This window comes from Prosthecobacter sp. GW821-HT29F12 (genome assembly GCF_058803405.1).
The window spans coordinates 4,742,297-4,762,815 of sequence record NZ_CM179517.1 but is presented as its reverse complement, the minus strand read 5'-3'; the positions used below and the strand labels follow the sequence as shown (position 1 = coordinate 4,762,815).

21 protein-coding genes are annotated in these 20,519 nt (G+C 59.5%); 13 read left to right on the top strand and 8 right to left on the bottom strand.

Annotated features, from left to right (window positions below):
* The first annotated feature begins 39 nt into the window (after nucleotides 1-39).
* Nucleotides 40-1,464 (top strand): sigma-54-dependent transcriptional regulator, encoded by a 1,425-nt coding sequence (locus tag AC3RLQ_RS19560; RefSeq protein WP_493030327.1) that lies wholly within the window; start codon nucleotides 40-42, stop codon nucleotides 1,462-1,464.
* A gap of 69 nt (nucleotides 1,465-1,533) precedes the next feature.
* Here the strand turns inward: AC3RLQ_RS19560 and AC3RLQ_RS19555 are convergent, their stop codons facing one another.
* Entirely contained in the window at nucleotides 1,534-1,749 is a 216-nt protein-coding gene (locus tag AC3RLQ_RS19555; RefSeq protein ID WP_493030326.1) for a hypothetical protein, read from the bottom strand.
* A 245-nt stretch (nucleotides 1,750-1,994) separates the two neighbouring features.
* Between AC3RLQ_RS19555 and AC3RLQ_RS19550 the strand changes: the two genes are divergently transcribed.
* Complete coding sequence (locus tag AC3RLQ_RS19550; RefSeq protein WP_493030325.1) at nucleotides 1,995-2,357, top strand: hypothetical protein; 363 nt, start codon at nucleotides 1,995-1,997, stop codon at nucleotides 2,355-2,357.
* A gap of 281 nt (nucleotides 2,358-2,638) precedes the next feature.
* Here the strand turns inward: AC3RLQ_RS19550 and AC3RLQ_RS19545 are convergent, their stop codons facing one another.
* The 3 genes from AC3RLQ_RS19545 to AC3RLQ_RS19535 all read right to left on the bottom strand — a co-directional run bounded on the left by AC3RLQ_RS19545 (nucleotide 2,639) and on the right by AC3RLQ_RS19535 (nucleotide 5,110).
* On the bottom strand, nucleotides 2,639-3,670 hold the full coding sequence (locus tag AC3RLQ_RS19545) for a glycoside hydrolase family 62 protein (protein WP_493030324.1): 1,032 nt from the start codon (nucleotides 3,668-3,670) through the stop codon (nucleotides 2,639-2,641).
* A gap of 44 nt (nucleotides 3,671-3,714) precedes the next feature.
* Nucleotides 3,715-4,338: a hypothetical protein gene (locus AC3RLQ_RS19540; protein ID WP_493030323.1), complete on the bottom strand. Its 624-nt coding sequence runs from the start codon at nucleotides 4,336-4,338 to the stop codon at nucleotides 3,715-3,717.
* A 109-nt stretch (nucleotides 4,339-4,447) separates the two neighbouring features.
* Entirely contained in the window at nucleotides 4,448-5,110 is a 663-nt protein-coding gene (locus AC3RLQ_RS19535; protein WP_493030322.1) for an HAD family hydrolase, read from the bottom strand.
* Between the two features lie 192 nt (nucleotides 5,111-5,302).
* Here AC3RLQ_RS19535 and AC3RLQ_RS19530 point away from each other — a divergent pair, with 192 nt between their 5' ends.
* Nucleotides 5,303-5,770, top strand: coding sequence for a DUF1990 domain-containing protein (locus tag AC3RLQ_RS19530; RefSeq protein ID WP_493030321.1), 468 nt, complete (start codon nucleotides 5,303-5,305; stop codon nucleotides 5,768-5,770).
* A complete protein-coding gene (locus AC3RLQ_RS19525; RefSeq protein WP_493030320.1) occupies nucleotides 5,767-6,705 on the top strand; it encodes a YndJ family transporter in 939 nt (312 codons plus the stop codon). The genes AC3RLQ_RS19530 and AC3RLQ_RS19525 overlap by 4 nt, the downstream gene beginning before the upstream one ends.
* Here AC3RLQ_RS19525 and AC3RLQ_RS19520 read toward each other — a convergent pair.
* Genes AC3RLQ_RS19520 through AC3RLQ_RS19510 form a run of 3 tightly spaced genes read right to left on the bottom strand, consistent with a single transcriptional unit; the run spans nucleotide 6,670 to nucleotide 10,099 of the window.
* The gene (locus AC3RLQ_RS19520; protein WP_493030319.1) at nucleotides 6,670-6,960 is read right to left on the bottom strand and encodes a DUF2442 domain-containing protein; all 291 of its coding nucleotides are present in this window, start codon (nucleotides 6,958-6,960) and stop codon (nucleotides 6,670-6,672) included. The two genes, AC3RLQ_RS19525 and AC3RLQ_RS19520, sit on opposite strands and share 36 nt — an antisense overlap.
* 37 nt (nucleotides 6,961-6,997) lie before the next feature.
* Nucleotides 6,998-9,025 carry an FAD-dependent oxidoreductase gene (locus AC3RLQ_RS19515; protein ID WP_493030318.1) on the bottom strand — a complete coding sequence of 676 codons (2,028 nt, stop codon included), beginning with the start codon at nucleotides 9,023-9,025 and terminating at the stop codon, nucleotides 6,998-7,000.
* Between the two features lie 54 nt (nucleotides 9,026-9,079).
* On the bottom strand, nucleotides 9,080-10,099 hold the full coding sequence (locus tag AC3RLQ_RS19510) for a potassium channel family protein (protein WP_493030317.1): 1,020 nt from the start codon (nucleotides 10,097-10,099) through the stop codon (nucleotides 9,080-9,082).
* A 130-nt stretch (nucleotides 10,100-10,229) separates the two neighbouring features.
* Here AC3RLQ_RS19510 and AC3RLQ_RS19505 point away from each other — a divergent pair, with 130 nt between their 5' ends.
* Both AC3RLQ_RS19505 and AC3RLQ_RS19500 read left to right on the top strand, forming a co-directional pair.
* Nucleotides 10,230-11,153: a ThuA domain-containing protein gene (locus tag AC3RLQ_RS19505; RefSeq protein WP_493030315.1), complete on the top strand. Its 924-nt coding sequence runs from the start codon at nucleotides 10,230-10,232 to the stop codon at nucleotides 11,151-11,153.
* 19 nt (nucleotides 11,154-11,172) lie between these two features.
* Nucleotides 11,173-12,387: a sialidase family protein gene (locus tag AC3RLQ_RS19500; RefSeq protein ID WP_493030313.1), complete on the top strand. Its 1,215-nt coding sequence runs from the start codon at nucleotides 11,173-11,175 to the stop codon at nucleotides 12,385-12,387.
* 5 nt (nucleotides 12,388-12,392) lie between these two features.
* Here the strand turns inward: AC3RLQ_RS19500 and AC3RLQ_RS19495 are convergent, their stop codons facing one another.
* Nucleotides 12,393-12,842, bottom strand: a complete 450-nt coding sequence (locus AC3RLQ_RS19495; protein WP_493030312.1) for a CBS domain-containing protein — start codon at nucleotides 12,840-12,842, stop codon at nucleotides 12,393-12,395.
* 145 nt (nucleotides 12,843-12,987) lie between these two features.
* On the opposite strand from AC3RLQ_RS19495, the gene AC3RLQ_RS19490 reads away from it, so the two are divergent.
* The 7 genes from AC3RLQ_RS19490 to AC3RLQ_RS19460 all read left to right on the top strand — a co-directional run bounded on the left by AC3RLQ_RS19490 (nucleotide 12,988) and on the right by AC3RLQ_RS19460 (nucleotide 20,516).
* Complete coding sequence (locus AC3RLQ_RS19490; RefSeq protein ID WP_461526194.1) at nucleotides 12,988-14,331, top strand: Gfo/Idh/MocA family protein; 1,344 nt, start codon at nucleotides 12,988-12,990, stop codon at nucleotides 14,329-14,331.
* A 115-nt stretch (nucleotides 14,332-14,446) separates the two neighbouring features.
* Nucleotides 14,447-14,770 (top strand): hypothetical protein, encoded by a 324-nt coding sequence (locus AC3RLQ_RS19485; RefSeq protein ID WP_493030311.1) that lies wholly within the window; start codon nucleotides 14,447-14,449, stop codon nucleotides 14,768-14,770.
* Nucleotides 14,767-15,588, top strand: coding sequence for an NAD(P)-dependent oxidoreductase (locus AC3RLQ_RS19480; RefSeq protein ID WP_493030310.1), 822 nt, complete (start codon nucleotides 14,767-14,769; stop codon nucleotides 15,586-15,588). Before AC3RLQ_RS19485 ends, AC3RLQ_RS19480 begins: the two co-directional genes overlap by 4 nt.
* Nucleotides 15,585-16,817: an MFS transporter gene (locus AC3RLQ_RS19475; RefSeq protein WP_493030309.1), complete on the top strand. Its 1,233-nt coding sequence runs from the start codon at nucleotides 15,585-15,587 to the stop codon at nucleotides 16,815-16,817. The genes AC3RLQ_RS19480 and AC3RLQ_RS19475 overlap by 4 nt, the downstream gene beginning before the upstream one ends.
* 28 nt (nucleotides 16,818-16,845) lie before the next feature.
* Nucleotides 16,846-18,255 carry a hypothetical protein gene (locus tag AC3RLQ_RS19470; protein ID WP_493030308.1) on the top strand — a complete coding sequence of 470 codons (1,410 nt, stop codon included), beginning with the start codon at nucleotides 16,846-16,848 and terminating at the stop codon, nucleotides 18,253-18,255.
* An 8-nt stretch (nucleotides 18,256-18,263) separates the two neighbouring features.
* Nucleotides 18,264-19,019, top strand: coding sequence for a ThuA domain-containing protein (locus AC3RLQ_RS19465; protein WP_493030307.1), 756 nt, complete (start codon nucleotides 18,264-18,266; stop codon nucleotides 19,017-19,019).
* Nucleotides 19,020-19,025: 6 nt separating this feature from the next.
* Nucleotides 19,026-20,516 carry a hypothetical protein gene (locus tag AC3RLQ_RS19460; RefSeq protein WP_493030306.1) on the top strand — a complete coding sequence of 497 codons (1,491 nt, stop codon included), beginning with the start codon at nucleotides 19,026-19,028 and terminating at the stop codon, nucleotides 20,514-20,516.
* Nucleotides 20,517-20,519 lie beyond the last annotated feature (3 nt).

Sequence of the window (20,519 nt, the reverse complement as noted above, 5' to 3'; positions counted from 1 at the left end):
GGCGCTTGCATGGTGGCCCCAGTGGCAGCACCATGATGCATGTCTGAACAGAGCGCACGGTTGCTGCTGATCGATGACGATGACGATTTTGCGTCGTCGCTGCTCACCGTGCTGGAGACGAGCGGTCATCTGGTGCAGCGCGCCAGCGATGGAGCCACAGGAATCCAAATGGCCATGAGTGAGCCGTTTGACCTGGTGATCTGTGACATCCGCATGCCGGGCATCGGTGGCATGGAAGTGCTGCAGCAGCTGCACGCGGCGAAGCCACGGCTGCCGGTGATTTTGATGACGGCCTTCACCACCACGGAGCGTGCGATCGAGTCGATGAAGGCGGGGGCCTTTGACTACCTGCTGAAGCCGTTTGATCCGCCCGAGATGCTGCGCGTCGTGGAGCGAGCGCTGCACGTGTCTTCTGCGGCTGCACGCCCGGTGCCGCTGCGTGAAGGGGAGGCGGGGAAGGCGGCCCTCATCGGTCGCAGCCGCGCGATGCAGGAAGTCTTCAAGCAGCTGGGCAGCTACGCCGCCACCCCGGTGCCGGTGCTGATTTTAGGAGAGACCGGAACGGGCAAGGAACTTGTGGCCCGCGCGCTGCACCTGCACAGCAGCCGCGCCGAACAGCCGTTCGTGGCGGTGAACTGTGCGGCGATTCCGGAGAACTTGATCGAGAGCGAATTGTTTGGGCATGAGAAGGGTTCCTTCACGCACGCGGTGGCGAGACGTGTGGGGCGCTTTGAGCAGGCACAGGGCGGCACCTTGTTTCTGGATGAGATTGGCGACATTCCGCCACCGGTGCAGGCAAAGCTGCTGCGCGTGCTGCAGGAGCGGCGCGTCAGCCGCGTGGGCGGCAGCCAGGAACTGGTGCTCGATGTGCGCGTCATCACCGCAACGCACCGTGACCTGCCTGCCATGATCAAGAAGGGCGAGTTTCGAGAAGATCTGTTCTATCGCCTGAACGGTGCCGTGCTGAAGTTGCCGCCGTTGCGGGAACGGACGGAAGACATCACTACACTGACCCGGCATTTCCTGGCCAAAGTGGCGGCACAGCTCGGCATTGCGGAGCCCGCCATCGAGCGGGAGGCGCTGGAGGTGCTCAAGCAGCAGCGCTGGCCCGGCAACGTGCGCGAGCTGGAGAACGTCACCCGCACGCTGCTTATCGAGGCACGTGGATTTCCCATCTCGGCGGAGATGGTGCGTCGTTTGTTGGAAGCGCCGCCGGCAGACTCGCCGGCACGTACGATTGCTGAGCTGGTGGAGTCCAGCCTGCATGCGGCTCAGGCGGGCACGCTGCCGGGTGGCGCGCTGAACGCGGCGATGGAAGTGATGGAACAGGCGCTGTACGCGAGCGCGCTGCGACTTGCGGCAGGCAATCAAAGCCAGGTGGCCGAATGGCTGGGGGTCTCCCGAGTCACGGTTCGGGAAAAGCTGGACCGGTATGATCTGCTGCCGAAGCGGAGCAAAAAGTGAGTTCAAAAAAGCTTGGCTACCGCTTTGGAAGTTTACACAGGGTGCTTTGAAACTTTACAACACGATGGCTCAAGGTAGCCGCTGCGAAACGACCTCAAGCTGCTGGAGGCCGGTAAAATCAGGCCTTCCAGCGTGTGTAAAGGCTGCTGGCATGGAACTGGCAATATCAATGGAGCAATCCAGGAAGGCTTCGTCGCGGCAACCAACGCAAGGGTCGTTTCCAGGATGAGTAGAAATCCAATCAATCCAACCATCGATAACACCCGCCATGAAAACGAAACTCATGCTTGTCGCTTTGCTCGGCTCTGCCGCATTTGCACAGGCCACGCCAGCCATCTCCACACCGCAGAACAAAGGGCCTCACCTGAACCGCTCTGTTCAGCGGTCTAGCGCAGGCTCTACCGGCCAGAAGGCCGCCAGTGGTCCATTTCTCAATCATCCAGATACCGCTCCAGGCCCACACTAAAAGGTGTCTTCCAGTCGTTCTTGGCTGGTAACGAGGAGACGGCTCATGGGCCGTCTGATAGAAGATGCAGCCGTCGCCCGCAAAGGCGGCGGCTTTGTCATTGAATGATGAAGAGACATTGATCGTGCTGGAGGATCTGAGCCGTCCACAACCCAAATATTGCAAGTGGGAGCATTCTGGCAATCTTCATAGGGAACTTCAGGAGCGCCTCATTGCGTCAACCAGCGTGGAGTCGTTTCTGGATGAGATTCAAATCCAACCAACACAGTCCGATCCTACTACCAGCCATGAAAACGAAACTCATTCTTGCCGCTTTGCTGGCCTCGGCCTCAATCTCACAGGCTGGACCACCGATGACCCCAGCAAAGATCAAACGCCCTCTGCGACTCAGCCAGGTGACGAGTATTTTCGCCCCTTCCGCACCTAGCGCACCCGTCCAGCCCGCCAGTGCAAGCGTTCCCAGCGCGGGAGGTGCCACTAGTGCAGTTGCTCCCGTCGAAGCCCCTGTGAGCAAAAAGGTCCACCTGAACACCTTCCTCAATCATCCGAAAACCGCTCCTGGCCCGAAGTAAGAAGGGACTTCTGAGGTTCATGGCTGGTGTGAGAGATTGCTCATGCACAGTCTGACATTGCATAAGTCTGCCGCCATTCAGGCGGCGGACTTATGCGAGCAAGGTTTGCTCAACGAGGTCTGAACGTGGAGTCCGTTCACGGTTGCAACCGGCTCATGCGGAAATCGAGAATCCCGATCTGCCAGGGGATGCTGCCATATTGTTTGGCCTTGTAGCCTTCGGCATCGACGCCTTGGAACACGAAGCGGAGATTCGCGGGATCGACTTCGAGTGTTTCGTTGTTGCTGCTTCGGATGAGTTCTCCATGGCTGATGCTGGTGGTCCAGGGCTCTTTTTGCGTGACGTTGGCGGTGGAGGTGAAAGGATGATCGCGTGTGGCGGCAAGCGGCTTCCAAGGGCCTTCGAGTTTGTCTGCCAGCCAGGCTTTGTAGTAGCGCTGTCCGGGAGCCATGGCCTCGATGAGGGTGAGGTATTGGTCGCGGCCTTTGAGCTTGTAGGTGTGGGAGGCTTCGAAGAGCTCATCCTTCGTGTCTTGGAGCAGGAGTTCGGGTTTGGACCAGCCGAGCGGAAAGTTGGAGAGGGCGGTTTCGCGCCGCCAGAAATGGCCGTCGTCGCTGGTATAGAAGAGGTGGGCCTTAGTGGCGTCGCAGATGACCCAGAAGTCGATCCATCGGATCTTGTCGCCGCCCTCGGGCAGCGTTTCGATCATGGGCTGCGGCTTGGTCCAGGACTTGGGATCGGCGAGGGTGGACGTGGTGGAAAAAAACGGCCCCATCTTGGGCGCACGACGTTCATCGGCGAGTTGATAGATGAGATACCACTTTTGATGCGGTGTGAAGAAGAACACCTGGGGAGCGCAATGGTATTGATCATGAAAGTCGAGCGTGTGGCGCGTGGCTTTGCCGGCGTCTTTCCAATCGGTGAAGCTGAGGTATTGCATGTCCACCTTGCCCGAGGCGCGCCGGTGCGTGGCAAAGAGATGCCATTTCCCCTCATGAAACACCATCGTCGGGTCTTTGAGCGCCACATCGGGATCGGCTGCATCTGCAGCGGGACCGATAAGCGGGGGCGAGCTTTGCCACTGGAATTCACCCGTGCTCAACCAGGCTGGATCAGCCGCGTGAAGCGTGCCGATGAAACACAGGGAGAGCAGAGCGTGCAGTTTCATACCATGAGTTCCTTGTGGAAAACTTGAGTGAGCTATCACTCTAATTACTTGGCCTGCGGCGGAGTAAGGATGTAGGCGTGGCCATCTGTGGTGAGCTTACATCGGCTGAGCACCGCCACGTAACCGAGGGCATCAGAGAGAGAAATATCGCGGAGGTCGAGAGTGACTTTGGCAGCTACTCCGCCGGATTTGATGAGAATGTTAATGCCCTTCTTGGTGCTGTCGAGCATGCGTGATTTGACGCGCAGAAATTCAACGGCCTCTTCGAGAGTGGCCTCTTGGAATTGTACGGTTGGAAAGATAATGGCCCCGGCATTGCCGAGAACAGGGGGTGTAAATTTGGGCTCTAAACTGGCGGCGATCATGACCGCACGAGCATCCACCCGGTATTTAAGACCGGCGGCTTCCACACAATAACGCAAGGCCACACCGAGAGGAATGTCTTTGAGATCAAGACTGATGGAGGTTTTTACTGCTTTATCCTTGTTGAGAATGAATGACACACCGCCAAACACCGGCGGGGCGGTTTCCTTGTCGAAATCACGGCTTTTGACACGCAGATATTCCACCGCTTCTTCGATTGTGGCATTGTGGAACTGTACGACTGGCAAAATGATCTCATCGAGCTTTTGCTGGAGCTTGGGTTCAGCCGGTGAAATGGCTGACAAAGGGAGAGTGCACAACAGCGCACATGCCAAAGTGAGGAGGAAGCGGCGTGCTTTCATTGTTGAAGAAGAGTCAAGGATATGAACTTCGAGCTAACAGGGAAAGCTTTTTTCAAGACATGAGTTCTGTCAATGAGACCTCGGCAAGGGAATTCACGCGTTTCCATGCGCCGGTGAAATCCAGGTGCTGTGTCATGGGGCCGGGCGCTACGATGCAGCGAATGCCCGCGGCCTTGGCGGCGCGGAGGCCGTTGAGGGAATCTTCGAAGATCACGGCTTCCGCAGGTGCGACACCGAGGTTTTCGGCGGCGTGGAGGAAGAGGCTGGGATCGGGCTTCACCTTGCCGGTGTCATCGACGGTGGAGATGTGGTGGAAATGATCGTGCAGACCGAGCTGGTCCATCCAGGAGTTGATCCACACCCGTGGGCTGCTGCTGGCGATGGCGATGCGCAGGCCGAGTGAGGCGGCCTCTTGCAGGCGGTCCGCTACTCCGGGGAGCAACTGAAGATGCTTGCGCAGTTCGTTCTCGCGCGTCTTGCGTTCGATTTCAATGGCCGCCCAGTCGAAGTCTCGGCCGGTGAGCTGTTCGAGATCACGCTTGGGATCGTAGGTGCCGGTGAGGAAATCGGTGCCGACGGCCTGCGCATAGCGCTCCACGGGCAGCTCATGGCCATGCTGGTCGAAGATTTCTCTCCAAGTGTGGTAACCGGTGCTTTCAGTGTCAACGATGAGGCCGTCGAAGTCGAAGATCACGGCGCGAATGGGTGGGGGCATGCGGATGGATGGCCGAAAGTAGCGAAAGATGCAAAAGATTCGAAAGCTGTGAAAACCGGCGGGCCCAATTTTTATGCTTTTTCGTTTCTTTCGCCCCCAAGGCCATGGCAGCGTGTTGCCACGATGCTCAGCTTGAAACCACCAGTGCCCGAACGAGTGCGAGTATTGCTGGAGTCATGGAGGAATGAGCCCTTGAGCTACACACCGCCACTGGCGGACGGCTTCATCGCCGATGAGCATGAGGTGATGCTGGGCAGAGGGGATGAAGTTTATCGCATGGCATGCGAGGCGCTGGATGCGTGGGTCATGTTTCCAAAGTGGGCGGAGGTCAGCCGTCTGGAAGTCAAAGGCCAGGAGGTCGGGCATATCGTGGCGATGGTGACACGCATCTGCGGACTGTGGTGGGTGAACCCCTGCCGAGTATTGCGGCGCTGCGATTCAAAGCACACACACGGCTTTGTCTACGGCACCCTGCCTGAACACGCCGAGTGTGGCGAGGAACAGTTCATCATTGAGCATCGGGCTGATGGCAGCGTGTGGTATGCGATTCGTGCGTTTTCACATCCGCGTCACTGGATGGCGTGGCTTGGCTTTCCGCTGGCGCGGTGGTGGCAGTGCCGGTTTGTGCGGGATTCGCAGCGGAGGATGGCCTGCCTATGAAAACGGCGGACAAATTCAAATACGAGTGGCTGGCTGGACTGCTGGTATGGGCGGCTCAGTTATGGGCGCTCAAGTCACTGTCTGCGGATAACTATTGGGTTGTGATTTTGCTGCTGTTTTCAGCGATGTTCCTGATGCCGCTGTCGAGACGATTGTGGGATTCTGAATCCCGGCAGACATGGCGGCCTGCGATGGAACTGGGATGCGCAGTTTTGATCGCTGCAAGCTTCATGGCAAACTCGGCTGTTTATGTCATTCCATGGCTGTTGGTTCGTTCGGCAGCGGCGTATGAAGCGATCCGAAATTGCTCAAGAAAGACGCTGAGAGATCCGGCTGAACTGACGCTTTTATCAGCCCGGATATTCCCCGCCATCGGTGCCGCATGGCTGGTGGCACATCGTGCCAACTGGGCACCGTGGGGATTTGACCCGCTGATCGTGTTGCTCACGGCGGCGCATTTCCATCATGCGGGATTCACGCTGCCAATGATGGCGGGACTGAATGCCCGGGCGAATCCGGGATGCTGGACGCGCTTTTCATGTGTGGCGATTTTGCTCGGTGTGCCGCTTGTAGCCGTGGGCATTACCGGCACGCATTTTGGCATGTTGAAGTTTGTTGAGCCTTTTGGCGTGGTGATTTTGGTGATGGGTGCGCTGGGTGTCGCTGCCTCACAGGTAAGGAGAGGCTTGGAGCGGCAGCGCACGATCTGGACAGGCATCGGCTTCCTCCTTTCAGGCGCGTCGCTCTTTGCGGCGATGCTGTTGGCGCTCGGTTTTGGCCTGCGCTATTTGGTTCCAAACTTCGCGCTGACAATGCCGCAGATGTGGGCGATCCACGGGACGCTGAATGCGTTTGGCTTTGGGCTGTGCGGGATCCTGGCGTGGTGCGCTTGGACTACATCAGCCGACAAAACCCTGCTGAGCGTAACGGCGTAGAGTTTCCGGCGCAATGTCATAGCCGTTCGGCCATGATATGATGCCATAGGCAAGAAAGGCTTCCGCAAATGTTGCTGGATCAGACAACGCACGCCGGAGCGGGCCGCCGTCGTTACCGTATTCAGCGAAATCGAGCTCGGTGACATAGCCATCACGAAAACGCAGGCTGACAAGATGAGGGCCGGTCACCTGCAAGGCGGCGACTTCGCATGCTTCGAGAGAAACGGTGGAATCAGACTGGCTGATCTCAGGCATGCCGAACAGTGGCGGCAAATTCAGGCTTGATCAAGCCTCACACGTTCTGAGCGCCCTTGAGCAGATCAAACAACGTGACCATCCCGAGAAGACGTTTTTGCTCATCGACGACCACCGCCTTGCTGACGCCGCTGCGCATCAGGGTGCCGACGAGCACAGGCACGGGGGTGTCGGCGGTGACGCAGAAAGGTTTGGTCAGTGGCAGCGCTTGCAGCTTGTCCACGCAGGTGAGGCCGTGATTCTTGAGCCATTCATAGGCAACGGAGCGGCGCAGCAGGCCAATGACGCAGCCGTTTGTGGTGACGGGATAAGTGCTGTGCGGATGCGCTTGAAACTCCGCCACGGCATCCTGTACGGTGACATTGGTATCGAGGAAGGCGATGTTGCGCGTCATGACATCGGCAGCGCAGGCTTTTCGGGTGGCTTCGGGAATCATGTCCACCGTGTTCTGAATTTCCTCGGGCAGATGGTACTGCTGTGCGGTGCCACGGAAGAGGGCATCCAGCGAGCCGATGCTTTTCGCGAGGGTCTTGAAGGTCTGCCCGTCGATGGCGACGAGTTCGCTGGATTCGGTGGCCTGGGCATCGAAACGCCAAATGCCATCACTCAGCAATGCGCGTTCGCCGAAGTGCTCGCCAGGTCCGGCTGCTTTGACGATCTGGCCCTGGGCATCGGTGATGTTGACGTTGCCTTTTTTGACAGCGTAAAGGGACAGGGCAGGCTCGCCAGCGTGGAAGAGGGAGTCCCCGGGTTCGAGGTGCATCTCGCCGAGAGGCGAGGAGAAACTGGGAGTGAGCAGGTTGATGTCGCGCGGGAAAAACAGTTCGAAGGTCCATTCCGCCATGACGCGCAGCTTGCGGTCAAAGCCTGGGAGCTTCATGAGGTAAATGCTGCGCCACATGAACCAGGCGATGATGCCGGAGAAGCGCATGCCAAACACCTGTGCGACCGCCTTGCGATGGCCGATGGTGGCGAGTTCGCCGAGGCCGGTGAAGCGAAACGGTTTCAAGGGACGCCCTGCAAAACTGGCGGCGATGTTTTTGGCCACGAGCGCCCCCTGGCGCATGGCAAACTGCGCGGTCTCGGGGCAGTTGCCGCCATCGGCTTTGGGGAAGACGGCGCAATCACCCGCCGACCACACATTGCTGAGACCTTTGACCTGGCCGCTGGACTCGACCACGACCTTGCCGCGCTCCACAGGGAGCCCGCCATTCGCGCCGAGGGCCGTGATCTGTGGATGTGGCGCATTGCCCACTGTGCAGACCACGAGCGTGGCGGAAAGAGAGATGCCATCCCCCAGCTGCACGGTGCGTGCTGTGACCGCACGCACGCGGCTTTTGAAGATGATCTTCACACCCATCTCCGTGAGACATTTGCCAGTGTAGGTGCCGAGGCTGTCGCTGAGCATGCCCAGCAGTCGGTCCCCGCTGTGGATCAGCGTGACGCTAGGTTCATCGGGCTCGATGTTTTCGTAGAAGCGGCGTGCGCCTTGGATCAAATCCTGAATTTGTCCGGCGGTTTCCACCCCTGAGTAACCGCCACCGACGATGACGAAGGAGAGCAGTTCTTTGCGCAGCTTGGGATTGGTGATGAGATTGGCCTCCTCCAGGCGGCTGATGATGGCGGCGCGCAGCTTCATCGCATCGCCAACCGTTCGCATGAGGTAGGCGTGCTCGCCCATGCCGGGAATGCGGCTGAGGTCCACTCCGGCGCCGGGTGCCAGCATGATGTGCTCAAACCCCACCGTGACCTGAGGGGTAAACATGCCGCCGTTCAGGGTGATGATGCGGTTTTCCAGATCGATGTGTGTGACCTCGCCTTTCAGCACCTCCGCGCCACGGCAGATCATGCGGATGGGATTGACCACATGCTGCGGTGAGAGCGACCCACCCGCGACTTCCGGCAACATCGGCTGGAAAACCATGTGATTCTCGCTGGCAATGATGCCCACGGTCATGTTCGCCACATCTTCAGTGAGCCGCAGCAGTTCGCGTGCGCAGTAGACTCCTGCAAACCCTCCGCCGATGATGGCTACTTTGAAAATGCGGTCGGGTTGCTTGGGCATGGTCCGCACTTCAGACGCAGGCAGCGAGCCAGCTTGACTGGAAAATGCAGTCTCCTAGCTCATGGAACGCCGCAGCACGCGTTTCATCACCACCAAGGCGTCTCCGGGCATGAGCATCGCGGAGGGGCTGGGATTCAAATCCGTGGCGCCTTCCTTGCGCAGGATGGCTACCGGCAGCATGCGCCCGGCGGTGCCGGTTTCGACTTCCGAGATGCGCTTGTGGACCCAGGGGGAGTCCGCACGGATCTCGATCTCCTCCATGTCGAGGCCGAGTTCGGTGAGGTGGTGGTCGAAGTCGATGCTGGCCTTCGTCTTGCCGCCGATCAGGTCGCGCGTGTTGGGGTGCAGGATCAGGTGGGCGATGCGGTCTGCGCCGATGTGCGCGGGCAGAACGACGCGGTTGGCCCCGGCCTGCAGCAGCTTGCGCTCGGTGGAGGGAACTTCGCCGCGCGCGATGATCTGAATCGAGGGGTTCATGTTACGCGCGCTGAGGGTGATGAAGACATTGGCGGCGTCATTGGGCAGCACGGTGGCCAGCACCCGTGCGCGGCTGATGCCGGCGTGTTTCAGCACGGCTTCGTCGGTGGCTTCTCCCTGGAGGGTGAGGAAGCCTGCATCCCGCACCTCCGCCACGCGGTCAGTCGCCTGATCGACAATGACAAAGGGAATGCCGCCAGCCTGCAGCTGTGAGGCGATCATACGGCCGATGCGGCCGTAGCCGCAGATTATGGCGTGGTTGCTCAGTTTTTCGATTTCGTTTTCCATGCGTTTGCCTCCCAAAGCTCGTTGAATCTGTGCCTCCGTCAGCCACTGCACCAAAGTACCGGTGACAAAAATGATGCCGGTGCAGCCAAAAAGAATCAGGGTGACCGTCCACGCCCGCAGCCAGGGATCGGTGATGGGCACCACTTCGCCGTAGCCGACGCTGAAGGCGGTGATGACGACCATATAGAAGGCATCACTCCACGACCACCCCGCGACCCGGTAGCCCACGGTGAAGACCGCCATGACCACGCCCACGAAGGCAAAGGCATAGAAAACATTGGTCTGCGGGCGGCTCTTGGCGATGGGCATGCGGTTGGGCGGATAGGAAAGAGTAGCGGAAGGCGTGCCAGAACCCGGGGTGGCCGTCGAAGTTCGTCGCTGCTGGCTGAAATGCCGCGTGCGTTCGGGCCGTTTGCATTCCACGTTCCAAACCCAATCTATGAAGCATCTGCTCACCGCCCTCCTGGCCTTCTCACTCCTCGGCTCCGCGTTTTCAGCGGACAAAAAATCCATCGTCATGATCGCGGGGAAGCCCTCCCATGGTCCGGGGCAGCATGAACACAATGCGGGCATCCAGCTGCTGAAAAAGTGCCTGGAGCAGGGTGCGGCAGATCAGGTGGACATCAAATTTCACCTGAATGGCGAGTGGCCCTCCCAGGAGGAGCTTTCCGCAGCGGACACGGTCGTCATTTACTCGGACGGAGGTGGCGGACATCCGGCCCTGCAGGGAGACCATCTGGCCCAGCTCGACAAAGAGATGAAGCGCGGCTGCGGCTTTCTGACGCTGCATTACGCGGTGGAGCCGACGATTGAGAAGGGCGGCAAGGAGTTCATCGACTGGATGGGCGGCTGCTTTGAGATCAACTGGAGCGTGAACCCCCACTGGGATGCCAACTTCAAAGAACTGCCTGCGCACCCAATCAGCTCCGGCGTGAAGCCTTTTGGCACTAATGACGAATGGTATTTCTTCATGCGCTTCCGCCCAAACATGGAAGGCGTGACTCCGATCCTGAGCGATGTGGCTCCTGAATCGACGATGAGCCGCCCAGATGGCGCGCACAGCGGCAACCCGGCGGTGCGTGAGTCCGTGAAGAAGCAGGAGAAGCAGCATGTCGCCTGGGCCTGCGAGCGTGCGGACGGCGGCCGCGGCTTTGGCTTCACCGGTGGCCACTACCACAAAGGCTGGGCCAACAACGAGCAGCGCAAGCTGGTGCTGAACGCGATCCTTTGGACGGCGAAGGCAAAGATCCCTGCAGATGGCGTGGCCTCGACAGTGACGGATGAAGACATGAAGGCTAATCTCGACCTCAAGCCCGGCCAAGGCCTGCCGGAGAAGCCGAAGCCAGCGCCGAAGGCGAAGTAACCCCGCCATTCCGACTTTCATGAACCGCCGTCGTTTCCTGCAAAAAAGCGCGGCGGGCATGCTGGCCGCCAACCTGGCCTCCGGGCAGTCAGCGGCCCCACTGATTGCCTCCATTGATAAAATCACGCTCAAGCATGGGCGTGATGGCAGCGGGCCGTCGTGGTTTCATCCGCGGCCCTGCGTGGTGCCGTCGAAAGACGGGCCGGTGGTGTTTATGACGATGCAGGAGATTCGCGGCTCGGACTTCTTTCTGCCGGTGCATTGGATGGAATCGCGGGACCTCGGCCAGACGTGGTCGGAGCCGCAGCCGGTGCCACCGCTGGGCCGCGACCCGACGACGGATGGGCGGGGCGATGAAGGTGTGTGCGATGTGGTGCCGCAGTATCATGCGAAAACCGCCACCGTTTTGGCCATGGGCCACAATGTCTTTTACAAAGGCCCGAAGTTTGACCGCAACCAGCCGGCGCGCTGCCCGGTGTATGCCGTTTACAAGGACGGCCGCTGGTCGGAGCGCAAACGGCTGATCTGGGATGATCCGCGGGGTGCGAATATTTATACAAACAACTGCGGCCAGCGCGAGGTGCTGGAAGACGGCAGCATTGCTTTCGTGATGTCTTTTGGCGCGAAGCAAACCAGCCGCTCCGCCGTCGGGGTGCGCTGCTCGTTTGATGGTGAAACGCTGGCCATTCAAAAGGTGGGCCGCGAGATCAAGCATGCTGCGGGTCGCGGGCTGCTGGAGCCATCGCTCGTGCGGTATCGCGGGAAGTTTTATACGACTTTGCGGGCGGAGGACAATCGCGGATATGTCGCCGCGAGTGATGACGGACTCGACTTCGAAGAAAAGCAGCCGTGGTGCTGGGACGACGGCACGCCGCTGGAAATGAGCACAACGCAGCAGCACTGGCTGCCGCACAGCGAGGCGCTGCATCTGGTCTATACGCGCAAAGACGCCAGCAATGTGAAGGTGATACGCTGGCGCTCGCCGCTGTTCATGGCGCAGGTGGATCTGAAAACACTGCGTCTCATCCGCGACACGGAGCGCATCGTGCTGCCACTGGAAGGCGATGGAGTGAACGCACCGGATGATGTGCCGTTGATGGGCAATTTTCAGACCACCAACATATCACCGAATGAATCGTGGGTGACCGACGGTGGCATGCTGCCAAAGCATGGCTTCAAAGGCGATCTGTTGCTGGGCAAGATCCGCTGGAGCAGGCCGAACACCCTGGTGTGATGCGCTCAGGCGGAGTAGCCGCCTGAGATGTAGGCGTTGAGCTGCTCGATCGTCATGCGCTGGGTGGCGATGATCCACTTCACGAGATCGCCGATGGACACGATGCCGAGCAGTTCCTCGCCATCCAGCACGGGCAGGTGGCGGATGCGGTGCTCCGTGATGATCTCCATGCAAGTGGAGACGGTTTGATCGGGCCCCACGGTCACCAGGTCCCGGACCATGATGTCGCTGACGGGTGTGTTCTTGGATGATTTCCCCTTGAGCGCCACTTTGCTCATGTAGTCGCGCTCTGAAATGATGCCGACCAGCTTGGTGCCTTCCATCACCGGCAGAGCGCCGATGTTTTTCTCGGCCATCATCTGAATGGCCTGGAAGACGGTGGCCGTTGGCGAGATGGTCCAGATGTCCCGGCCCTTGTGCTCTAGCAGGGTTTTGGCGGCGGTAGGAATTTCCATGGCATTAAATTTGTTAACTGATTTTCTGAAATGGGCGTCTGCTAAGCAAGCTTCGTTTTACGCGCCCTGTCTGGCCGGGGGAAAAGCGGGAATCAGCCAACCTTGGTGCTTGAGAACGACTCGGTGTGTCGTTTCATGCGGTGCCATGAGCACCCAACCCACGCCTCTCTCACGTCGCCGCTTCGTCGGTGCTGCCGGTCTCGTCGCCGGGAGCATGATCACCCGTCCGCTGTTTGGACAGAACGCACCCAGCAACAAACTCAACGTCGCCCTCATCGGTGTCTGGGGTCGAGGTCTCGCGCATTACGACTCCATCGCGGAGGAAAATGTCGTCGCATTGTGTGACATCAACGAGGCGCGCTTTCCAGAGGCGCTGAAGCGTTTTCCCAATGCCACCACGTACATCGACTGGCGCAAGTGTCTCGACCACAAAGGTCTGGATGCCGTCGTCGTCTGCACGCCCGACCACACGCATGCGTTCATCGCCAACTGGGCGCTGAAGCGGAACCTGCACTGCTACTGCGAGAAGCCGCTGGCCATCACGGTGAATGAAGCGCGCACGGTGCGTGCGACGTGGGAAACCAAGAAGGACAAGCTGGCCACGCAGGTGGGCATGCAGCGTCATGCGAACCCGAATTTCAACCGCGTGCGCGAACTCATTCGTGACGGCGCCATCGGAGAGCTGAAGGCCGCTTACGCCTGGGGCAATCGCCAGATCCCGAAGCCCGGCTACTTCCCTGAAGAAGGCGAGCCGCCAAAAGGATTTCACTATGACCTGTGGCTTGGCCCATCGCCGTTCCATCCTTACAATCCGGCCTACTTCTCTGGCGGAGCCGGTGCGAACTGCCTTTCCTGGAACATGTTCTGGGACTTCGGCGCCGGACAGATCGGTGACATGGGCAGCCACACGATGGACCTTCTCTGGAATGCCGTGGACGGAGGCCTGCCGACCTCCGCTGAAGCCAAGGGCGATGCGTACAATTCCGACGTGACGCCAGTGAAGTGTGAATCGCATTTCGAACTGCCCGCCAACGACTGGCGCGGCCCGATCTCCGTCGCCTGGTATCAGGGCGGCGCGATGCCAAGCTCACCGAAGAAACACATCGATCTGACGCAGATCGGCCACGGTGCCATGTTCAAAGGCACGAAGGGCTTCCTCATCGCGGACTTCGATTCACGTCTCATCCTGCCCTACGGCAACGACGCCGACATGAGCTACTACAAGCCGCGCAAGAAGGAGGACATGCTGCCTGACCTCGGGCACTTCCAGAAGCAGTGGTTTGACGCCTGCCGCGATCCGAGCAAGCCCACCGCCTGCAACTTCGGCTACAGCGCCAACATGATCGAGATGATGCTGCTCGGCCTCGTGGCCTACCGCACCGGCAAAAAGATCCAGTACGACGGCAAAACCGGCACCAGCCCGGACACACCCGAAGCGAACGCCTTCATGAAGAAGGAGTACCGCGACGGCTGGAACATCGACGGATAGTTCCACATAAATCAGTTCACGCCCATCAGCCTGGAGCTGATGGGCGGTGAACTGACATTGGTGAGGCAGATGATTTTGGTGAAACGATGCCTGCAACCATCTGAATGATGACCCCATGAAACGCCGTCACTTTCTCACCGCCACTGTGGCGAGCAGCGCTATGGTTGCCGCTGCCGCGCCGCCGGGCGGCATCATCGACTGCCAGAGCCACCTCTTCTTTCCCGAGGTGGTGGACATGATGCGGAAACGCAAAGTGGAGCCGCTGGTGTATGACGAGAAGGGCACCACGTTTCTCAAAATGGGCGACTGGTTGCGCAAGGTGCCATCTCACTATCTTGATGTGAATGCCAAGCTGGCAAGCATGGAGGCCAGCGGCATCGATATCACGATGCTTAGCACCCTCTCGGGCAATGCACGTCAGCTCTTTGGCCTTTCATGAGCGAAGCGCATGACAGCACTCCCGGCGTCATCGGCATGGGCCTGATGGGCAGTGCCGTGATGAAGATGATCGGGGCCAGTTGCGGCTGGGATGTGGATGTCACCCGCTGCATCAATGCACCGACCGCCAACGATGTGTTTGCTCACTGCGATGTGGTATTTCTCTGCCTGCCGAATTCCGAAATCGTTCGTGATGTGCTCCGTGCTGCCACCTTGAAGCCCGGCCAGGTCCTCATTGATACCACGACCGGAGATCCGTGTGAAATGGCCGCGCTGGGGGCTGAACTGAACGCGCAGGGTGTGTACTACCTGGATGCGACGGTGTCTGGCAGCAGTGCGCAGCTGCTGCAGCGCGACGTGCTGGTCATGGTCGGCGGTGACGCCTCCGTGTTTGCGCAATGTCGTGATTGGCTTGATCGTTTTGCGCGCGAGGTGGTGCATGTGGGGCCTTGTGGCAGCGGAGCGAAGATGAAACTCGTGACAAATCTCGTGCTGGGCCTCAATCGCGCCGCGCTGGCGGAAGGACTCGCATTTGCGCAGCAACTGGACCTCGACCTCACGCAAACGCTTGATGTGATGCGCCGGAGCATGGCCTACTCCCGCATCATGGACACGAAGGGAGAGAAGATGGTCACGCAGGACTTCACGCCGCAGGCCAAGCTCTCGCAGCATCTGAAGGATGTGCGTCTTATGCTGGCTGCGAGTGCGATCCCGCTGCCGCTGAGCGAAACGCATCGCCAGTTGCTCGAAAAGGCGGAAGCGCTTGGCTATGGCGAGGCGGACAACAGTGCAGTAATACAGGCCATTCTGAAATCATGAATACTGCCCAACGCTATCTGGTGCTCGTCACTGTTTTTCTGGCACTTGTCTTTGACGGCGTGGAACTCGGACTGATGCCGGTGGCCTCGCTCTCGGTGTCGAAAAGCCTTCTTGGGGCTGGTTTTACGGCGGAGCTCGGGGGCGAGTGGTTTGCGCGCTTCACCGCGGCGCTGATGCTCGGTGCCGCCATCGGAGGCATCACTCTCGGCAGCTTTGGCGATCGTGTGGGGCGCACGCGGGCGATGGGCGTATGCATCCTGTTATACTCTCTCTTTGCCGCGATGGGGGCCTATGCACAAACGCAGGAGCAGATGCTGGCGCTGCGCTTTCTGGTGGGGCTCGGAGTCGGCGGCTTGTGGCCGAATGGCATCGCGCTCGTTTCAGAATGCTGGTCCAGCGCTTCGCGTCCGCTGGTTTCAGGCGCGATGATGGCCGGATTGAACTTCGGCGTTCTGGCGCTCTCTCAGGTGGCGCGGCAGTGGCACATCACCCCGGATTCCTGGCGCTGGGTGTTTCAGTTTGCGGGCCTGCCTGCGCTGCTGGGCTTGTTTGTGCTCGTGGCTTTACCGGAGTCGCCCAAATGGCTGGCCTCTCGTGGCATGGCGAAGAGCCCCGTGACACCCTTGCGTGAATTGTTCCGGCCCGCGTTGATTCGCTTTACGCTGGTGGGCATTTTATTGAGCTCCATTCCCATGATTGGCGCGTGGTCGGCCAGCAAGTGGATGATTCCATGGTCTGACAAGATCGCCGGTGCTGCGCATGGGGACTACAAGGCGGCCACGCAGGGCTGGTGGGCGCTGGGGGCCACGCTTGGCAGCCTGTTGGGCGGGCAGTGCGCGATCTGGCTCGGCCGCCGCCTGAGCTACTGCCTGATCAGCCTGGCCACGGTGAGCATCACCTTCACGATGTTCCAACTGACCGCGCCGCTGCAGGCTTCGTTTCATCCGATCGTCTGTGCTCAGGGTTTTGTCGCCACCTTGTTCTTTGGCTGGCTGGCGCTCTATCTGCCGGAGCTGTTTCCCACGCGTGTTCGTGCCACAGGCAGCGGTCTGGCGTACAATTCCGGCCGTTTTGGCACCGCAGTCGGCGTGCTGGCTGCGGGATACCTCTTCACCGCGCTCGGCGGCGACTACGCACGCGTCGGCGCGATCTGTGCTTTGATTTACGCGCTGGGCATTTTTGTCATCTGGTGGGCGCCGAATACGCAGACGCAAGAGTTGGCCGATTGAGTCCGCATTTGGCGACCGTATGGAGAGGATGCGACCGCTTCTCTTCGCCCTCTGCACTCTCATTTCGACCGCGTATGCGGCTGATCCCGCCCCTGTTTTCAAAGCCGGAGCCGCCACCAGCAACATCACGCCGGAGCTCGGCAGTTCGATCAACGGGGGCTTTCAGGACGGCAAGGCGCTGTACATCCACGATGAACTGAACGCGCGCTGCCTCGCGCTGGATGATGGGAAAACGAAGCTTGTGCTGGTGGTCGCGGACAGCTGCGTCATTGGCCGTGGCATTTTCGATGAAGCGAAGAAGATGGTCAAGGAGGCCACGGGTCTGCCCCCGGAGAACATGCTCATGTCCGCCACGCACTCGCACTCCTGTGGCACCGCGCAGGCCGTGGGCCAGAGCGAGCCGAGCCCCATGTATCAGCGCTTCCTTGCCAAACGCATCGTCGATGGCGTGCAGCGTGCGCTGAACAATCTGGCACCTGCCAAAATCGCGTGGGGCAGCGTGGACGTGCCGCAGCATGTGTTCAACCGCCGCTGGAAAATGAAGCCCGGTGGCATTCCTCCCACTCCTCATGGAGTCATCACCGATCAGGTGAAGACGAACCCCGGTGTCAACAATCCCAACTTGCTTGAACCCGCAGGTCCCACGGATCCGCAGGTATGTTTTATCAGCGTGCAGTCAACGGAGGGAAAACCCATCGCGCTGTATGCGAACTACTCGTTGCACTATGTGGGCGGGGTGGGCCCGGGCCATATTTCGGCTGACTACTATGGTGTGTTTGCCAACCGCATTGGTGAGCTCCTTGGTGCAGACCGGCAGGATCCCCCTTTCGTGGGCATCATGTCGAACGGCACCAGCGGCGACATCAACAACATCGACTTCCGTGGTGGTCAGGCTAAGGAGGGGCCGTATGGTCGCATCAAGATCGTGGCGAATGATGTGGCGCAGGCAGTGGCTGGGGCCTGCAAAACGCTGAAGTATCATGACTGGGTGCCGCTGGGTGTGGCGCAGAAGGAAGTCACTCTGGGCCTGCGCATTCCTACGCAGGAAGAAGTGGAGAAGGCGCGCGCGGTGACGAAGCAGTCAAAGCTTTTCCCACGCATGGAGACAATGGAGCAGGTGTATGCGCGAGAAACTGTACTGCTGGCAGATTTTCCGAAGCAAGTCTCCGCGCCGTTGCAAGTCCTCAAGATCGGCGAGCTGCGCGTATCGGCCATTCCTGCCGAGGTCTTCGTGGAGATCGGCCTCGGCTTGAAAAAGCGTCATCCCCAGACCTTCACAGTGTCGCTGGCCAATGCCTACCACGGCTACCTGCCCACGCCTGAGCAGCACAAGCTCGGCGGCTATGAAACCTGGCGTGCGAGGTCAGCCTGCCTCGAAGTCGATGCCTCGACGAAGATCGTCGCCGGGCTGGAAGAGCTGTTTTCGTCACTTCAATGAAACCTGTCATGAAATCCATCCTGCTTTGCTTCGCTCTGCTCACTGGCACGGCGCCTGCCGCGAACATCGTCATCATGACGGTGGAAGATCCCAACAACTATGAAGCGCCGCGGACGATGCGTGAGTTTGCGGAGAAGGAACTCCGGCCGCTGGGGCATCACGTCACGGTCATTGATGGTGACAAGCCGCAGATGCATCACTTTACCGGTCTCGTCGAAGCACTGAAGGACGCGGATCTGCTGGTGCTTTTCTCCCGCCGCCGCTTTCCACCGAAGGAGCAGATGGCTGCAATTCGTGCACATCTTGCTGCTGGGAAACCGCTGCTCGGTATCCGCACTGCAAATCATGCTTTCCTTCCCAAGCCCAAGGAAGTCGTAGATCCCAGTCTGGCTGCTTGGCCGGAGTTCACGCATGAAGTTCTAGGCGGAGAAAATACAGGCTATGAAATCAAGGGCCTGCCTTACAGCGTCAGAGCGCCGGATGGAGTCAAGACGCCGCTTCTTGAAGGAGTGAATGTGGCGAACATCCGTGGTTATCAGTCGCTGTACCAAGTGTTGCCGCTGGCCGCTGATGCCACGCCGATTCTCATCGGTACCGCGCAGGCCGGAGCCGCCACCCCTCCTCAGCCGGTCGCGTGGACGCGCACGTATGGACCTGGCAAGGCCCGCATCTTTTACACCAGTCTCGGAGCGCCCGAAGACATGCGCAGTGCGGATGTGCAGCGACTGTTGCTCAATGCCGTGGCATGGACTCTGCAGAAATAACGAATCATGAAATTCATCTGTCTTCTCCTGCTCGTCTGCGTGGCCGCTGCCCGGGCTGAAATGCTCGCTGGTGTTGCCAAAGTTGACATCACAGACCGCACGGTTCCGCTGGTCAATGATCCTTGTTTTGCCAAGGCTCTAGTTTTGAAAAGCGGTGGCACCACCGCGGTGGTGATCACGCTGGATGCCGTGGCGGTGGGCGGCATCGGGCGCGTCGGCAACGGTTTCATGACCACCGTGCGCAAGGGATTGCAGCAGGATCTGGGCATTCCGCCCGCAAATGTAGTGGTCAATGCCAGCCACTGTCACGGCATCGTGCGTGGCGATCTGGAGCCGCTCGTTATTCAGGCGGTGAAGGAGGCCATGCAAAACCTCGTTCCCGTAAAGGTGGGCAGTGGCGTGGGTTCGGAGACGCGCATCAGCGAAAACCGCCGCCTCAAGATGAAGGATGGCAGCACGGTGGACATGCGCCGTGCTTACTCGATGCCACGAGATGAAGATGTGGCCAGCGTGGGCCCTATCGATCCGCAGGTCGGCCTGCTGCGCCTGGATCGCATGGATGGCACACCCTTGGCCGTGCTCTACCAGTTCGCCTGCCATCCCATCATGAATCCGCCCAGCAAGGGCTGCTCGGCAGATTATCCCGGCTTCGCTTCCAAGGTCATTGAAGAGGCACTTGGCGGTGGTGCGATGGCCTTCTTCGTGCAGGGCTGCGGTGGCGACATCAATCCGGTGCGCTACAAAGAAGTCACGCGCACTCCGGATGCGGAGCCGCTCGGCACCATGCTCGGTGCGACCGTTCTGGCTGCGACACGGAAGATCGAAACCAAAGGCGATGGCTTACTCAAAGTGAGCAATGCCACCATCGCAGTACCACGTGCGGCGGATTACACCGCACGCATCAGCAACATCGAGGCGGAGCAGAAAAAACTCGTCGCCACGCTCAAGTCCACGAACATCAACTTCAAAAGTTTCCTGCCGCTGCTGCTCCAGCACAAGCTCTGGCCGGACACGCCATCGCACTACTCGCAGAGTTATCTGCACGATCAGTCGCTTGATCGGAAGGCCATCTCACAGCTCGATGCGGACAACCGCCTGCTGGTGGAAAACTACCTCGCCAACATCGAAATCATGGAGCGGCTCACCCGGCTGAATGCAAATCTGGCGCTGCTCAAAATGCATCTGAAACAAACCCTGGCCGCTGGTGAAAAAACGCTGGATGCCGAGGTCTGCGGCCTGCGTGTGGGCGATTTCAAACTGGTGACATTTCCAGGAGAGGTCACGGTTCAGGTAGGCCTGAACATCAAGAAAGTCGCAAAGGATACGAACGCCCATGTCTCCGGCTATACCAACGGTTACATCTGGTACACCCCCACCGTGGAGCAGCGTCTCAATCCTGGCTATGCGCAGGAAGACTGCGATACATTGGTCGCGCCTGAGTGGCAGAAGATCTTTGAGACGAAAGCGCTGGAGGTGTTGACCAACCTCAGCCGATAACCA

What these genes read in the sequence shown, in the direction of transcription:
- AC3RLQ_RS19490 (WP_461526194.1), top strand. Translation starts at nt 12,988, where the DNA reads ATGAGCACCCAACCCACGCCTCTCTCACGTCGCCGCTTCGTCGGTGCT.
- AC3RLQ_RS19485 (WP_493030311.1), top strand. Translation starts at nt 14,447, where the DNA reads ATGAAACGCCGTCACTTTCTCACCGCCACTGTGGCGAGCAGCGCTATG.
- AC3RLQ_RS19505 (WP_493030315.1), top strand. Translation starts at nt 10,230, where the DNA reads ATGAAGCATCTGCTCACCGCCCTCCTGGCCTTCTCACTCCTCGGCTCC.
- AC3RLQ_RS19555 (WP_493030326.1), bottom strand. Translation starts at nt 1,749, where the DNA reads ATGAGTTTCGTTTTCATGGCGGGTGTTATCGATGGTTGGATTGATTGG.
- AC3RLQ_RS19480 (WP_493030310.1), top strand. Translation starts at nt 14,767, where the DNA reads ATGAGCGAAGCGCATGACAGCACTCCCGGCGTCATCGGCATGGGCCTG.
- AC3RLQ_RS19465 (WP_493030307.1), top strand. Translation starts at nt 18,264, where the DNA reads ATGAAATCCATCCTGCTTTGCTTCGCTCTGCTCACTGGCACGGCGCCT.
- AC3RLQ_RS19550 (WP_493030325.1), top strand. Translation starts at nt 1,995, where the DNA reads ATGCAGCCGTCGCCCGCAAAGGCGGCGGCTTTGTCATTGAATGATGAA.
- AC3RLQ_RS19520 (WP_493030319.1), bottom strand. Translation starts at nt 6,960, where the DNA reads ATGCCTGAGATCAGCCAGTCTGATTCCACCGTTTCTCTCGAAGCATGC.
- AC3RLQ_RS19460 (WP_493030306.1), top strand. Translation starts at nt 19,026, where the DNA reads ATGAAATTCATCTGTCTTCTCCTGCTCGTCTGCGTGGCCGCTGCCCGG.
- AC3RLQ_RS19515 (WP_493030318.1), bottom strand. Translation starts at nt 9,025, where the DNA reads ATGCCCAAGCAACCCGACCGCATTTTCAAAGTAGCCATCATCGGCGGA.
- AC3RLQ_RS19470 (WP_493030308.1), top strand. Translation starts at nt 16,846, where the DNA reads ATGCGACCGCTTCTCTTCGCCCTCTGCACTCTCATTTCGACCGCGTAT.
- AC3RLQ_RS19500 (WP_493030313.1), top strand. Translation starts at nt 11,173, where the DNA reads ATGAACCGCCGTCGTTTCCTGCAAAAAAGCGCGGCGGGCATGCTGGCC.
- AC3RLQ_RS19545 (WP_493030324.1), bottom strand. Translation starts at nt 3,670, where the DNA reads ATGAAACTGCACGCTCTGCTCTCCCTGTGTTTCATCGGCACGCTTCAC.
- AC3RLQ_RS19560 (WP_493030327.1), top strand. Translation starts at nt 40, where the DNA reads ATGTCTGAACAGAGCGCACGGTTGCTGCTGATCGATGACGATGACGAT.
- AC3RLQ_RS19535 (WP_493030322.1), bottom strand. Translation starts at nt 5,110, where the DNA reads ATGCCCCCACCCATTCGCGCCGTGATCTTCGACTTCGACGGCCTCATC.
- AC3RLQ_RS19495 (WP_493030312.1), bottom strand. Translation starts at nt 12,842, where the DNA reads ATGGAAATTCCTACCGCCGCCAAAACCCTGCTAGAGCACAAGGGCCGG.
- AC3RLQ_RS19525 (WP_493030320.1), top strand. Translation starts at nt 5,767, where the DNA reads ATGAAAACGGCGGACAAATTCAAATACGAGTGGCTGGCTGGACTGCTG.
- AC3RLQ_RS19510 (WP_493030317.1), bottom strand. Translation starts at nt 10,099, where the DNA reads ATGCCCATCGCCAAGAGCCGCCCGCAGACCAATGTTTTCTATGCCTTT.
- AC3RLQ_RS19475 (WP_493030309.1), top strand. Translation starts at nt 15,585, where the DNA reads ATGAATACTGCCCAACGCTATCTGGTGCTCGTCACTGTTTTTCTGGCA.